We start from the raw sequence: 13,424 nt of genomic DNA, 5'->3' as shown, positions 1-13,424 counted from the left end.
CGCCTGCCCGATGAGGCGCGGGTGGTGCGCGGGCGGCAGTGGGGCGCGCCGCGCCGCGAGCTGTGGGGCGTGGTCGCGGAGAGAACCCTGCGGCTGCCCCTGTTGCCCCATCTCGAATGCCGGGTGGCGGAACTCTGGCCCCTGCTGTTCTTCGACCGGGAGCGCCGGCAGGTGGACGACCAACTGACCGCCGGCTTGGGTTTCAGCCGTGTCAATCGCTTCTTCCTGGTGGCGGATCGCCGGCGCGGCAAGTGCCGCTTCGGCCCGCCCCATGGAACCCTGGCCCTGGATCGCGCCTGGCGCTCCTTCGGCCTGGGCAGCTACTTGCTGGCACGGTTGATCTCCTGGGGCGGCGCCCATTATCCCGGCAGCGCCGTCACCACCGAACACTTTGATCTGCAACCCCTCGACATTGATCGTCCGATGCTCAACAGCTTTTGCCGCCGCGCGGGGTTTGACCTGATTTTTCACGCGCCCGACGGCGTGACCTGCTGCGCCAAGCGCATGGAACTGCTCAGTGCGCATTATGACCGGCAGCGGGTCGAGGCGTTCGGGTGTGAAGGCAGCCCCGGTGACTGGTTTAATCCAGTTTTCCAGGGAGAAAAAATCGCGACCCTGATCCGCGAGACCTGGCTGCGAGATTCCTGAGCCCTGGGCGCCCGCCATGGGAAACGGCCGGGCGAGGGTTTACTTTTTTGGTTTTTCAGGTCTAATTTCTGGGTACCGCGGCTTTTCTTCGCAGCTTTTTGAGGACGGCATGAACAGGGCGCGCAAACAAGATCCCCTTGGGCTTCTCGGCCTGGACAACCGTTTCGCCCGCAGTTTGGTGGAAACGGCGCAAATCATCATCCTGGTGCTCGATGCCGAGGGGCGCGTGGTCTATTTCAACCCCTATACCGAACGGCTCCTCGGCTGGAGCCTGGCGGAGGCCGCCGGACGCAGCTGGGTGGAGACTTTCGTGCCCGTCGCGGAACGCGAGCGCATCGGTCGGCTGCTGCGGGACGTGGTGGCGGGAGAGCCGCAGCGCGGCAACGTCAACGGCGTTCTGACCCGTGACGGACGCAGCCTGCCCGTGGAATGGCACGACGACAAGTTCTTTGATGAAACCGGGCGGCTGGTAGGCCTGCTCAGTATCGGCTGCGACGTCAGCGAGCGCCTGGCCTGTGAGCGGGTCCTCAACGAGCATCAAGCGCGCCTGGAAGCGCAGGTCGCGGCGCGTACCGCCGAACTGCGCGCCGCCAATCGCGACTTGCGCCGCGAGGTCGCCGAACGGCGCCGCGCCGAGAAGGAGTTGGCGCAGACGTCCCTGCAACTCGAAGCGATTCTTGACGCCATCCCCGATGTTATCGGCGTGGTTACCCCGGAGCTGCGCGTGGTACGGTTCAACCGCGCGGGCTACGAATTTTTCGGCAAGGAGCCCCGGGAACTGATCGGTCGGCATTGCTACGGTCTCAACGAACGCGAGGAGCCCTGCGAGTTTTGCCCCGTCGGCGAAGTCCTGCGCACCCGGCGACCGGGGCGCAAGGAGGTTTACGACCCGGTGCGCAAGGCCTGGTTCGATGTGCGCGTCTATCCGGTGTTCGATCGGCGCAAGCGCATTCGCTACCTCATCGAGCATCTGCGCGACGTAAGTCGCCAACGCCAGATCGACCGCCTCAAATCCGAATTCATCTCCACGGCCGCCCACGAACTGCGCACCCCCCTGGCGGCGGTGACCGGCTTTTCCGAATTGCTGCTGGCGCGCGGCGATCTCTCGCCCGCCGAGCAGCGCGAGTTCCTCAGCTACATCCACGACAAATCCTGGGCACTGACGCGCATCGTGGAAAATCTGCTCGAAATCAGCCGCGCCGAATCGGGGAAAAAACCCGCTCTCAACCCGTTTCCCTGCCGGGTGGGGGATCTGGTGCGCCAGGCCGAGCCCCTGCTCAAACAGGCCGCGCCGCTGCATGCGTACCACATCGAGTTGGAGGAGGAGGATCTGGAACTGATCGTCGATCGGCAGCGCATCGCGCAGGTGCTCGACAATCTGCTCTCCAACGCCTGCAAGTATTCGCCGGGGGGCGGGATGATCCGGGTGGCGGGCCGCAAGCGGGACCGTGATTATCTGCTGAGCGTCAGCGACGAGGGCATCGGCATGACCGCCGAGGAGGTGGAGCGGGTCTTCGACAAATTCTACCGCGCCGACGGCTCGAACACCGCCGTGGCTGGAATCGGCCTGGGCATGAGCATGGCCCGCACCCTGGTGGAAGCCCACGGCGGCCGGATCTGGGTGAAGAGTTCCCCGGGCCAGGGCACCACCGTCTATTTTACCCTTCCCCTGGAGTATCCCGGTCTGGCCTCCGCCCCCTGACCGCCCCCTCCATTAGTTGCCTTCGAGGAACCGCTCCAGATGCTGGCTGAGGGTGCGCAGATGCGCCTGCTCCTCCTCGGCGAGCAGGGCAAAGATCTCCCGGCTTTTTTCCTCCGTCAGGTGACGACGCAGCAGCAGGTAATGATCGAAGGCGCAGGCTTCCATGCCCATGGCGAATTCGATGATCACCCGCGCCGGTTTGCCGCTCATCCAGCTCAAGAGCTCATCCAGGGGCAGGCCGCCTTCGACAAAGCCCGCCGCGCCGGCGGATTCCAGCAGCGCGCCGGGAAAGGCGGGGTCGGGCAATTCGCCGGTGAGATCACGATAGACCGCGGCCAGGGTGGCCTTGTGGTGCTCTTCGGTGGCCGCCATCTGGCGCATGAAATTGATCTCGCCCAAGTCCTCGAACTGCTCGGCGGCTGCGGCGTAGAAGGCCCGGCTGCCTTCCTCGAGCATCCAGGCCAGGGCCAGGTGCTCCAGGGGCGAGCGCCGCGGCGAAAACCAGGCCGCCTGCGAGGCCGGATCGCCCGTTGCGGTGCCGCCTTCCCAGGCGCGGATCCCGCCGGCCATGTTGTAGACCTTGCGGAAGCCGGCGTTGTTCAAAATGCCCACGGCGGCGCGCGACCGGGGACCGGCCGCGCAGTAGGTGATGGTGGTGCGCTCCGGATCAAGTTCGTCGAGGCGCTCCCGCAACTGGTCGACGGGCATCAGCAGGGCGCCGGGCAGGTGCCCCTGTTGATATTCCTTGGGTTGGCGCACGTCGAGCAGATGGAACTGTTCGGGATCGTGTTCCAGCAGAAAACGGCGTACCTCCTCGGCGCTGAGCTGAGGTACGGGACGGAAAAAATCAAGCAATCCCATGGTATCTACTCCCGTCGGCGGCCTTAGGCGACAGCCCTGGTCTCCCGTGCTTCCCCGCTGACCTGAAAACGCTGCATGAAGCGGCGGTCGATCCAGTGCTTGAGATGGAGGACGCCGCTGCCGCTGCCGGTGAACATGCCGCGACACGCGATGCCCGTGTCGTCGCCGAGATTGAGAATCAACAAGAATTTCTTCTGTGGCCGAAAACTGTGCAGGGAGCGCTCCTCCAGGGCCGCGAGCAGGTTGCGGCGCAGTACCGGGTTCTGCCGCACCGCATGCACGCCCACGCGCGGCAGCTGCTCTCCGATCAGGCTGATGCAGTCGCCGCCGCCGAAAATCCTTGGATCGGCGATGCTCTGCAGGCAGTCGCCAACCAGCAGGCCATCGTCCTCGGGGCCTGCCAGGCCGGCCTGGCGAAACAGGGGCGGGGGCTTCACGCCGCTGGCGAGAAAACACAGGTCGCAGCTCAGGTGAGAGCCGCTTGCCAGTTGCACCGCCCCGGTGCTCAAGGCACTGGCCCGCTCGTCCTCAAGGACACTGATACCCCGATGCGTCAGGGAGCGGCGGGCCAGTTCCCGCGCCCGGATCGGCAATTGGGCGAGCAAGCCGCCACCCGCGATGAGAAAAATCTCCGCCCGGGCGCCGCAGCTTTGCGCCAGCCGCCAGAGATTGCCGGCGATTTCCACGCCGGCCGCGCCGCCGCCGACCACCACCAGGCGCAAGGGACGGTCACGGCGCGCGCGAATTGCCTCGCGGGCATGATAGAGATTTTCAATGGGCTTGGCCGGCACCAGCCAGGGGCCTTCCTCGGACCCCGAAGGCCCGTCGATGGCGCTGCCGACGTTGAAGGAGGCGACATCATAGCTGATCTGCTCCCCCGACTGGAGTCTCAGGGTGCGTCGCGCGGCCTCGATGGCCGTGACCCGGTCCTGAACAAACCTTGCGCCGCGCGCCTCGGCCATGCGGCGGATGTGAAAACGCGTGTCGCGCGGCTCGTAGGTGCCGGCCAGCAGTCCCGGTCCCATGCCCGAATAGTAATGATAGGGCGAGGGGCTGATCAGGGTGACGCGGTGACCGCGTTTGACGAAATCCGCCAGCTTGAGCAGGGTGGTCAGGTGCGCGTGCCCGCCGCCGATCAGCGCCAGATGTTTGCCCATGATTCCTCCTTAACTTCTAAAAGGATAGACAGCCGCCCCGCCATGTCAAACACATTGGGACCAGCCTGCGGCTTCGCTGGACGGGGGCGGCTGCGAATGGGGATTGACTCAGGCGGGGGATTTGCTACCCTGCCTGGAATTCCGCAAGAAGGCGAGGGCGCCCTGCCATGAAACATCTGATCATGACCGTCGACGCGGTGACCCAGGTCGCTCTGCACCTGTTCGCCCTCACCATCATCTGGATCATTATCGCCGGACAGCGGGCGCGGGCGAAAAACCCCGAGGAGCCCGAGGCGCATGGGTTTTGGGGGCGGACCAACAATCTGCTGCTCTGGCCCCACCGTGAATACGCCCTGCGCAAGCGCAATCACCTGCTGATCTGGATCAACCTGATCTGCGCGGGGCTCATCCTGCTGGGTTTCGTGCTGCTGCCGCTGCTGGCCCTGATAAGCCGCTGAAACGCAAAAACCCCGTTCCGGGGAACGGGGTTTTCGGCGGACTGAGCTCCAGGATGGCGACGGCGCGTTGGAAATTCTCGCCCTTCAGTAGAAGGACTGGCCTCTGAACGGCGCTTCAGGCTTCCCGCTGCATGGCGGTCCTGCTCACCACGACGTTACGCGAGGTTTAGGGACTCTTGATGTCGGCGAGGGTTTCGTCGGCGTCGGTCGCGCATCCCAGAGAATCAAAGATCAATCGCCTTTTCTAAGAGTATGCTAACAAAAGACGGGGCCGCTGGCAAGCACTTTTTTGGGCCGGGGCCGCCGCCATTTCCGGAGGTCAGAGAGCAGTATGAGCAACGAAGCCAACAAAGTCATCTATTCCATGATGAGGGTCGGTAAATTCTACAACAAAAAGCCGGTCCTCAAGGACATTTCCCTCTCGTATTTTTATGGCGCCAAGATCGGCGTGCTCGGCCTCAACGGCTCGGGCAAGAGTTCGCTCTTGCGCATCATGGCCGGCGTCGACAAGGAATTCGTCGGCCAGGCGGTGCTCTCGCCCGGCTACAGCGTCGGCTTCCTTGAGCAGGAGCCGCGCCTGGACGAAAACAAAACGGTGCGCGAGGTGGTCGAGGAGGGGGTGCAGGAAACCGTCGATCTGGTCAAGGAATTCGAGGAGATCAATCTCAAGTTCGCCGAGCCCCTGTCCGATGATGAGATGAACAAGCTCATCGAGCGCCAGGGCGAGGTGCAGGAAAAGCTCGATGCCCTGGATGCCTGGGATCTCGACAGCCGCCTGGAGATGGCCATGGACGCCCTGCGCTGCCCGCCCGGCGATACCTCGGTCAAGGTGCTCTCCGGCGGCGAAAAACGCCGCGTGGCCCTGTGCCGTCTGCTGCTGCAGAAACCCGACATCCTGCTGCTGGATGAACCGACCAACCACCTCGACGCCGAAACTGTGGCCTGGCTCGAACACCATCTGCAACGCTACGAGGGCACGGTCATCGCCGTGACTCATGATCGCTATTTCCTCGACAATGTGGCGGGCTGGATTCTGGAACTCGATCGCGGCGAGGGCATCCCCTGGAAGGGCAACTATTCCTCTTGGCTGGAACAGAAGCAGGAGCGCCTGCGCCGCGAGGAAAAAGCCGAGAGCGAGCGGCAGAAGACCCTGGAGCGCGAACTCGAATGGGTGCGCATGGCGCCCAAGGCGCGCCACGCCAAGAGCAAGGCGCGCATCGCTGCTTACGAGAAACTCTTGAGCCAGGAGGCGGAAAAGCGCGGCCGCGACCTCGAACTCTACATTCCGCCGGGACCGCGTCTGGGCGATGTGGTCATCGAGGCCAAGGGGGTGAGCAAGGGTTACGGCGAGCGGCTGCTCTTCGACAATCTCTCCTTCAGTCTGCCGCCCGGCGGCATCGTCGGCGTCATCGGCCCCAACGGCGCCGGCAAGACCACCCTCTTTCGTCTTATCACCGGCCAGGAACAGCCCGACGCGGGCACCTTCCGCACCGGCGAGACGGTGAAGCTGGCCTACGTCGACCAGAGCCGTGAACTCGATCCCAACAAATCCATCTGGGAAGAGGTCACCGGCGGCCAGGAAACCCTGACCCTCGGCAAGCAGCAGGTCAACAGCCGCGGCTATGTGGCGCGCTTCAACTTCTCCGGCGCCGATCAGCAAAAAAAGATCGGCATGCTCTCGGGCGGCGAGCGCAACCGCGTGCACCTGGCCAAGATGCTGAAAGAGGGCGCCAACGTCATCCTGCTCGACGAGCCGACCAACGACCTCGACGTCAACACCCTGCGCGCTCTCGAAGAGGGCCTGGAGAATTTCGCCGGCTGCGCGGTGGTCATCAGCCACGACCGCTGGTTTCTCGACCGCATCGCCACCCACATCCTCGCCTTCGAGGGTGACAGCCAGGTGGTGTACTTCGACGGCAACTACTCGGAATACGAAGCCGACTACAAACGGCGCGTAGGCGCCGCCGCCGATCAGCCGCACCGCATCAAGTACCGCAGGATGGCGCGGTAAATAATCGGCCCAAGCCTTACGCAAACGACAAAGGCCGGACCCCTCGCGGGATCCGGCCTTTGTCGTTCGCAGGGTTTCGTCCTTGTTTACATCATCCGCTTGAGCGCCTCGATGCGCTCGTCAAGGGGCGGATGGGTCATGAACAGGCGCATGAAGCTCGAACTCTTGCCGCCGGAGATGCCGAAGGCGGCCATCTGGTCGGGCAGGTGCGGTTGGTTGACGCTGCGCTTGAGTTTTTCCAGGGCGGCGATCATCTTCTCGCGGCCGGCCAGGCGAGCGCCGCCGGCATCGGCGCGGAATTCGCGCTGGCGGCTGAACCACATGACGATGATGCTGGCGAGAATGCCGAAGATGATCTGGGTGACGATGGAGGTGATGTAGAAGGCCGGGCCGTGGCCTTCCTCGGTTTTAAATACGGCGCGGTCGACGAAGTGGCCGACGACGCGCGAGGCGACGATGACGAAGGTGTTGACCACCCCCTGGATGAGAGCCAGGGTGATCATGTCGCCGTTGGCAACGTGGCTTACCTCGTGGGCAAGCACGGCTTCGGCCTCCTCGCGGTTCATGGAGTTGAGCAGACCGGTGCTCACCGCCACCAGGGCGTTGTTGCGTCGCGCGCCGGTGGCGAAGGCGTTGACGTCGGGGGCGTTGTAGATGGCCACTTCCGGCATGCCGATGCCGGCGATTTCGGCTTGCTTGCGCACGGTCTGCACCAGCCAGGCTTCCACCTCGTTGCGCGGCGTGGTGATGACCTGGGCACCGGTCAAGCGTTTGGCCGTCCACTTGGAGATGGCCAGTGAGATGAGCGAGCCGCCGAAACCGAACACCGCGGCGAACACGGTGAGGTTGTACAGGTCGAGGCCGACGCCCTGTTCATCGAGAATGCGGCCGACGCCGAGCAGGCTCAGCACAATGCTGAGGACGAAGACGATCGCCAGGTTGGTGATGATAAACAGAACAACTCTTTTCAACATTGTTTTTTCTTCCTCCACGAATGAACGTTGCATTGCGGGCCGGAAGGACCTCAGCCCCCTTTCTCCGGCGCCGGAAAAGGCGAAACCGCCTGTGAATCATCCCGGGGAAACTGCACGGCGGCACCTATTTATTATGGGGCCTCGCTTCCGGGTGTCAAGAAAAACCGGGATTGTCGCACGCGGTTGTTATCGGGAAGACCACTGATGAAAAAGGCCCTTGGCGACCCTGGCCGTTGAGCGCATGAACCGGTTCAAACGGTATTTTTGTTTGACGTAAACAATGAGCGAATTTAAATTTTTTCTGTCCGGAACAGAATAGCCCGCTTGATGTAACCCCATGATAAATAGGCTTTCTCGGTCTCCGTCGCGGGATCATGATTCAAGGCAAAACCTTGTTTATCAAACCCTGTTACCTGAAAAGTCGTTGAAAAACAGCTATTTATGCTGAATCATGGGGTGGGTTTTCTCATGGTGTCCGCACGCTGAAAGGAGCGAAGAAATGTTCGAGAGTTTTTCCTTGGCCCTGACCTTGTATGCCGGCCTGCTGGTAACCGCCTGGATTAGCCGTTTTTGCGAGGGCCGGCGGATTCTGGGCTGATACTACAGTTTCGGATGGAGTGACCATGTTCGAAGTTCTGGAAAACGAAACTCTGGCGCCCGCCCTGCATCGCATGGTGCTGCGCGCGCCGCGCATTGCCGCGGCGCGCCGCCCGGGCCAGTTCGTCATCGTGCGCCGCGCCGAGGGCGCCGAGCGTATCCCGCTAACGATCGGTGATGCCGATGAGGCGGCGGGTACCCTGACCCTGTTCGTGCAGGCGATCGGCGCGGGCACGCGCGACATCGTCGCCGTCCCGCCGGGCGGCTGCCTGCGCGATGTCGCCGGTCCCCTGGGACAACCGACCCACATCGAAAACTGGGGGCGGGTGACCTGCGTTGGCGGCGGGGTGGGCACGGCGGTGCTCTATCCTCTGGCCAAGGCCTTGGCCGCGGCGGGCAACCGGGTGACGACGATTATCGGCGGGCGCAGCGCGCCCCTGGTCATTCTGGAAAAGGAACTGGCGGATTTTTCCGCCGAGGTGCGCGTCACCACCGAGGACGGCAGCCGAGGGCGGCAGGGGTTTGTCACTCATGAACTCACCGAGCTGATGGCCGATTCCGCCACCTGTCCGCGGGCGGTTTTCGCCATCGGCCCGGTGCCTATGATGCGCGCCGTGGCTGAGCTGACGCGGCCCACGGCGATTCCCACCCTGGTCAGCCTAAATCCGATCATGATCGACGGCACCGGCATGTGCGGCGGCTGCCGGGTGATGATTGGAAGCGAAGCTCGTTTCGCCTGCGTTGATGGTCCCGAGTTCGACGGCCATCAGGTGGATTTCCAGAGCCTCGCCGACCGTCTGACCATGTATCGCGACCACGAGGCCCAATGCCGGGTCGGTCTTCAGCCGTGAACGAGGGTTGTCCCATGTTGAACAATCTTTCAGCCAAGGAGCGCCTGGGCATCGAGCGGGTAAAAATGCCCGAGCAGGATGCAATCGCGCGCAGCCGCAATTTTGCCGAGGTCAATCTCGGCTTGACCCTGGAGCAGGCGATGCGCGAAGCGCAGCGCTGTCTCGCCTGCAAGAGCCGCCCCTGCGTCGCCGGCTGCCCGGTGGAGGTGGCGATCCCCGAGTTCGTCACGGCGCTGGCGGCGGGCGAACTGACCGTGGCGGCACGCATCCTCATGGGCGATAATGCCCTGCCGGCGGTGTGTGGCCGGGTCTGTCCGCAGGAGGTGCAATGCGAGGCCAAATGCGTGCGCGGTGCGCGCGGCCTGCCGGTCGCCATCGGTTATCTGGAACGGTTTGTCGCCGACTGGGCCATGGCCAATGCCGAGGATCTGGCCGTTGAGTCGCGGCCGGTGCCCACGGGCAAGCAGATCGCGGTTGTAGGTTGCGGACCGGCGGGGCTGACCGCCGCCGGCGAACTGGCGCGGCGCGGCCACGAGGTAAGGATTTTCGAGGCGCTGCATGACACAGGCGGGGTGCTGCGCTACGGCATTCCTGAATTTCGCTTGCCCAAGGCGATCATCGATGCCGAGGTGGCGCGTCTGAGTCGACTCGGGGTTGACATCGAGTGCAACGTGATCATCGGCAAGACCCTGACCCTCGGCCAGTTGCGCGAACAATTCGATGCGGTGTTCATCGGTAACGGCGCGGGGCTGCCGGTGATGCTCGGCATCCCCGGGGAAAATCTCAAGGGTGTCTATTCCGCCAATGAATACCTGACCCGCGTTAATCTCATGGGGGCGGGGCAGTTTGCGGAGAGCGCCACGCCCATCCTGCGCGGCCGCAACGTGGCGGTCATCGGCGGCGGCAACACGGCCATGGACTGTGTACGCACGGCGCGGCGCCTGGGAGCCGAGCGGGCGATGATCGTCTACCGGCGTGGCGAAAGCGAAATGCCGGCGCGGGTCGAGGAAATTCACCACGCCAAGGAGGAGGGGGTGGAGTTCGTCATGCTCACCGCGCCTCTCGCGGTGCTCGGCGATACGCAAGGCTGGGTGCGCGCTCTGGCGTGTCAGGCCATGGAACTGGGCGAGCCCGACGCCTCGGGGCGGCGCCGGCCGGTGCCGGTGTCCGGCAGCGCGTTCGAGTTGCCCGCCGATGTGGTGATCAATGCCCTGGGCACTCGCGCCAATCCTCTGCTGACGGCGACGGAGCCCGATCTCAAGCTCAACCGCTGGGGGAATATCGAAAGCGACGCGCAGGGCGCCACCAGTCTGCCCGGGGTCTTTGCCGGCGGCGACATCGTGCGCGGCGGCGCCACGGTGATTCTGGCCATGGGAGACGGCAAGCGTGCCGCTGCGGCGATGGAGGCCTATCTGGGCCAGGTGTGATCCGGCTTTCCGAGCCTGGTTAACGCAAAAAGCCCGCGCGACTTGCTGTTCGCGCGGGCTTTTTGCGTGATGCCGTACCGGAATCAGCCCTGCGGGGTGATGGTGATTTCCACCCGGCGGTTGAGCTGGCGGCCGAATTCGGTGCTGTTGTCGGCGATGGGGCGGCTTTCGCCGTAGCCGATGGTACGCATGCGCATGGGGCTCACGCCGTTGCCCATCAGGGCGTTCTTGACCGCCTCGGCGCGGCGTTCGGAGAGCTGCTGGTTGTGACTTTCGCTGCCGGTGCTGTCGGTATGCCCGGCAATCATGATGTTGGTCTGGGGATACTGGTTGAGCACGTTGGACACCCGGTTGATCTCGTCGTAGGCGCCGGGCTTGAGAGTCGCCGAATTGACGTCGAAGAGCACGTCGGACTTGAAGGTCAGCGCGATGGTGTTGACGTTGCGCTGCACGCTGGCCCCTTCCACCCCGGCGACAGCCTGCTGCAGGGCGGCTTCCTGCTGCTCCATGTAGCGGCCGATGGCGCCGCCGGCCATGCCGCCGACCACCGCGCCGATGCCGGCGCCGATGAGGGTGCCCTTGGTGTCGCCGCCGATGGCCTGGCCGAGACCCGCCCCGGCAGCAGCGCCGACGCCGGTGCCGATGGCGGCACCCTGCTGGGTCTTGGTGGGGGGCTGGGCGCAGCCCGCCGCGGCGAGCATGGCGATCATCAGCACAGTCAGGGTTTTCTTCATGGTTCTTGCTCCTCCTGTAAAAATTCCGAGTTGTTTGGACAGCTTGGAGCTATTATACCGCCCCAGGGTGCGAAGCGCAAAGCCCGAAGTGTCCTCATGCCGCCCGATGTCGCCTCCTGTCCGGGGGCGCGTCGGTCGTGGCGCCGGGGTCTTAATTCTTGATAAGGCGGCGCCCGCCATGGTAATTTTGCCCCCTTCACACGCTTTCCAGATTCGGGAGATGTCCATGAAAATCAGTCTTGAGCAGGTAAGGAAAGTCGCGACCTTGGCGCGACTGGCGTTGCCTGAGGAAGAACTCCACACCCTCACCGGGCAAATGGACGCCATCTTGTCCTATGTCGATAAGCTCGACGAACTCGACGTGGCCGACATCGTCCCCACCGCCCATGCCGTGCCGGTGGAAAACGCCCTGCGCGCGGACGAGGAGTGTCCCTCCATCGGCCTGGACAAGGCCTTGGCCAACGCCCCGACGGCGGTCAACGGCTGCTTCCGCGTTCCGCGGGTCATCGAATGACGCATGCAATGGGAGATACGGCCATGAGCCTGACCGAGCTGTCCCTGCACGATCTGCAGCAGCAACTTCAAACGCGCGCGGTTTCCTCGGTGGAGCTGACGCGTGCTTTTCTGTCCCGCATCGCCGCCACCCAGGGGCAGGTCAATGCCTTCATCACCCTGTGCGAGGACCAGGCCCTGGCCGCCGCCGAAGCGGCCGACCGGCGTCTGGCCGCGGGGGATGCGGCGCCGCTGACCGGCCTTCCCCTGGCGGTGAAGGACATCTTCAACACGGCGGGGGTGCGCACCACCTGCGCCTCGAAGATTCTTGCCGACTATGTCGCGCCCTACGACGCCACCGCCGTGGCGCGGCTCAAGGACCAGGGCGCGGTGCTGCTCGGCAAGCTCAATATGGATGAGTTCGCCATGGGCAGTTCCAATGAAACCTCGGCCTTCGGCGCGGTGAAAAACCCCTGGAATCCGGCATGCGTGGCGGGTGGCTCCTCGGGCGGCTCGGCGGCCGCGGTGGCCGCATGCCAGGTGCCCGCGTCCCTGGGTACCGACACGGGCGGCTCCATCCGCCAGCCGGCGAGCCACTGCGGGGTGGTGGGCTTGAAACCCACCTACGGCCGGGTGTCGCGCTACGGGGTGATCGCCTATGCCTCCTCTCTGGATCAGGTCGGCCCCCTGGCGCGCAACGTCGCGGATTGCGCCCTGCTGCTGCAGGCGGTGGCGGGCCACGATCCTCTCGACTCAACTTCCGTCGACCTGGCGGTGCCCGATTATCTCGCCGCCCTGGGCGAGGGGCTGGCCGGGCTGCGCATCGGTTTGCCGCGCGAGTATTTCATCGCCGGCCTCGATGCCGATGTGCAGAAGGCGGTGGCGGCGGCCATCGATGTCTATCGCGGCCTGGGGGCCGAGGTCGTCGAGGTGAGCCTGCCTCACACGGAATATGCCGTGGCCTGCTACTATCTGATCGCCACCGCCGAAGCCTCCAGCAATCTGGCGCGCTACGACGGAGTGCGTTACGGCCTGCGCGCCGAAGCGGCCCAGGGGCTGCTCGATATGTACATGCAAAGCCGCGGCCAGGGCTTCGGCGCCGAGGTCAAGCGCCGCATCATGCTCGGCACCTACGCCCTGTCCTCGGGCTACTATGATGCCTACTACCTCAAGGCGCAGAAGGTGCGCACCCTGATCCGCCGGGACTTTCTCCGGGCCTTTGACCAGTGTGACGTGCTGCTCACGCCGGTGGCGCCGACGCCGGCCTTTCGCCTCGGCGAGAAGACCGCCGATCCGTTGCAGATGTATCTCTCGGACATTTTCACCATTCCCGTGAATCTCGCCGGCACCTGCGGCCTGGCGCTGCCCTGCGGGATGTCCGGGGCGGGGTTGCCCATCGGCCTGCAACTGGTGGGAAAGCCCTTCGACGAGGCGACCCTGCTGCGTGTGGCCCATGCCTTCGAACAGGCGACGGACTGGCACAGAAAAACGGCACCGTTGTAATGCGCCAAG

At 64.4% G+C, this 13,424-nt stretch carries 12 protein-coding genes and 1 other RNA gene; 8 read left to right on the top strand and 5 right to left on the bottom strand.

The annotated features are described in order from the left end of the window. Positions 1-648 (top strand): hypothetical protein (locus QAT43_RS00990; protein WP_305041157.1); only part of this gene is annotated, 648 nt, incomplete at its 5' end. Between the two features lie 109 nt (positions 649-757). After that, positions 758-2,350: a sensor histidine kinase gene (locus tag QAT43_RS00985; RefSeq protein ID WP_305041156.1), complete on the top strand. Its 1,593-nt coding sequence runs from the start codon at positions 758-760 to the stop codon at positions 2,348-2,350. 12 nt (positions 2,351-2,362) lie between these two features. Here the strand turns inward: QAT43_RS00985 and QAT43_RS00980 are convergent, their stop codons facing one another. Together QAT43_RS00980 and QAT43_RS00975 are read right to left on the bottom strand one after the other, a co-directional pair. Then, entirely contained in the window at positions 2,363-3,211 is an 849-nt protein-coding gene (locus QAT43_RS00980; protein WP_305041155.1) for a rhodanese-like domain-containing protein, read from the bottom strand. A gap of 23 nt (positions 3,212-3,234) precedes the next feature. Next, positions 3,235-4,368, bottom strand: a complete 1,134-nt coding sequence (locus QAT43_RS00975) for an FAD-dependent oxidoreductase (protein WP_305041154.1) — start codon at positions 4,366-4,368, stop codon at positions 3,235-3,237. A 167-nt stretch (positions 4,369-4,535) separates the two neighbouring features. Here QAT43_RS00975 and QAT43_RS00970 point away from each other — a divergent pair, with 167 nt between their 5' ends. Next, positions 4,536-4,826 carry a hypothetical protein gene (locus QAT43_RS00970; RefSeq protein WP_305041153.1) on the top strand — a complete coding sequence of 97 codons (291 nt, stop codon included), beginning with the start codon at positions 4,536-4,538 and terminating at the stop codon, positions 4,824-4,826. Between the two features lie 41 nt (positions 4,827-4,867). Here QAT43_RS00970 and ssrS read toward each other — a convergent pair. Beyond that, a non-coding RNA gene (ssrS, locus tag QAT43_RS14810) (6S RNA) lies at positions 4,868-5,052 on the bottom strand. 105 nt (positions 5,053-5,157) lie between these two features. On the opposite strand from ssrS, the gene ettA reads away from it, so the two are divergent. Continuing rightward, the gene (ettA, locus tag QAT43_RS00965; RefSeq protein WP_305041152.1) at positions 5,158-6,837 is read left to right on the top strand and encodes an energy-dependent translational throttle protein EttA; all 1,680 of its coding nucleotides are present in this window, start codon (positions 5,158-5,160) and stop codon (positions 6,835-6,837) included. 86 nt (positions 6,838-6,923) lie between these two features. Here ettA and htpX read toward each other — a convergent pair whose 3' ends face one another. Then, a complete protein-coding gene (gene htpX / locus QAT43_RS00960; protein WP_442900175.1) occupies positions 6,924-7,808 on the bottom strand; it encodes a protease HtpX in 885 nt (294 codons plus the stop codon). A 626-nt stretch (positions 7,809-8,434) separates the two neighbouring features. Here htpX and QAT43_RS00955 point away from each other — a divergent pair. Continuing rightward, positions 8,435-9,259: a sulfide/dihydroorotate dehydrogenase-like FAD/NAD-binding protein gene (locus tag QAT43_RS00955; RefSeq protein WP_305041150.1), complete on the top strand. Its 825-nt coding sequence runs from the start codon at positions 8,435-8,437 to the stop codon at positions 9,257-9,259. A gap of 14 nt (positions 9,260-9,273) precedes the next feature. After that, entirely contained in the window at positions 9,274-10,686 is a 1,413-nt protein-coding gene (gene gltA / locus QAT43_RS00950; RefSeq protein ID WP_305041149.1) for an NADPH-dependent glutamate synthase, read from the top strand. An 83-nt stretch (positions 10,687-10,769) separates the two neighbouring features. Here the strand turns inward: gltA and QAT43_RS00945 are convergent, their stop codons facing one another. After that, positions 10,770-11,420, bottom strand: coding sequence for an OmpA family protein (locus tag QAT43_RS00945; RefSeq protein ID WP_305041148.1), 651 nt, complete (start codon positions 11,418-11,420; stop codon positions 10,770-10,772). 226 nt (positions 11,421-11,646) lie between these two features. Between QAT43_RS00945 and gatC the strand changes: the two genes are divergently transcribed. Both gatC and gatA read left to right on the top strand, forming a co-directional pair. After that, positions 11,647-11,934 carry an Asp-tRNA(Asn)/Glu-tRNA(Gln) amidotransferase subunit GatC gene (gatC, locus tag QAT43_RS00940; protein ID WP_305041147.1) on the top strand — a complete coding sequence of 96 codons (288 nt, stop codon included), beginning with the start codon at positions 11,647-11,649 and terminating at the stop codon, positions 11,932-11,934. Between the two features lie 23 nt (positions 11,935-11,957). Beyond that, positions 11,958-13,415, top strand: a complete 1,458-nt coding sequence (gatA, locus tag QAT43_RS00935; protein WP_305041146.1) for an Asp-tRNA(Asn)/Glu-tRNA(Gln) amidotransferase subunit GatA — start codon at positions 11,958-11,960, stop codon at positions 13,413-13,415. Positions 13,416-13,424 lie beyond the last annotated feature (9 nt).

It is taken from the genome of Geoalkalibacter sp. (assembly GCF_030604225.1).
In the GTDB taxonomy this organism is placed as follows: Bacteria; Desulfobacterota; Desulfuromonadia; order Desulfuromonadales; family Geoalkalibacteraceae; genus Geoalkalibacter.
Note: the sequence above shows the minus strand (reverse complement) of the source record. Positions and strands in the feature narration are given on the sequence as shown.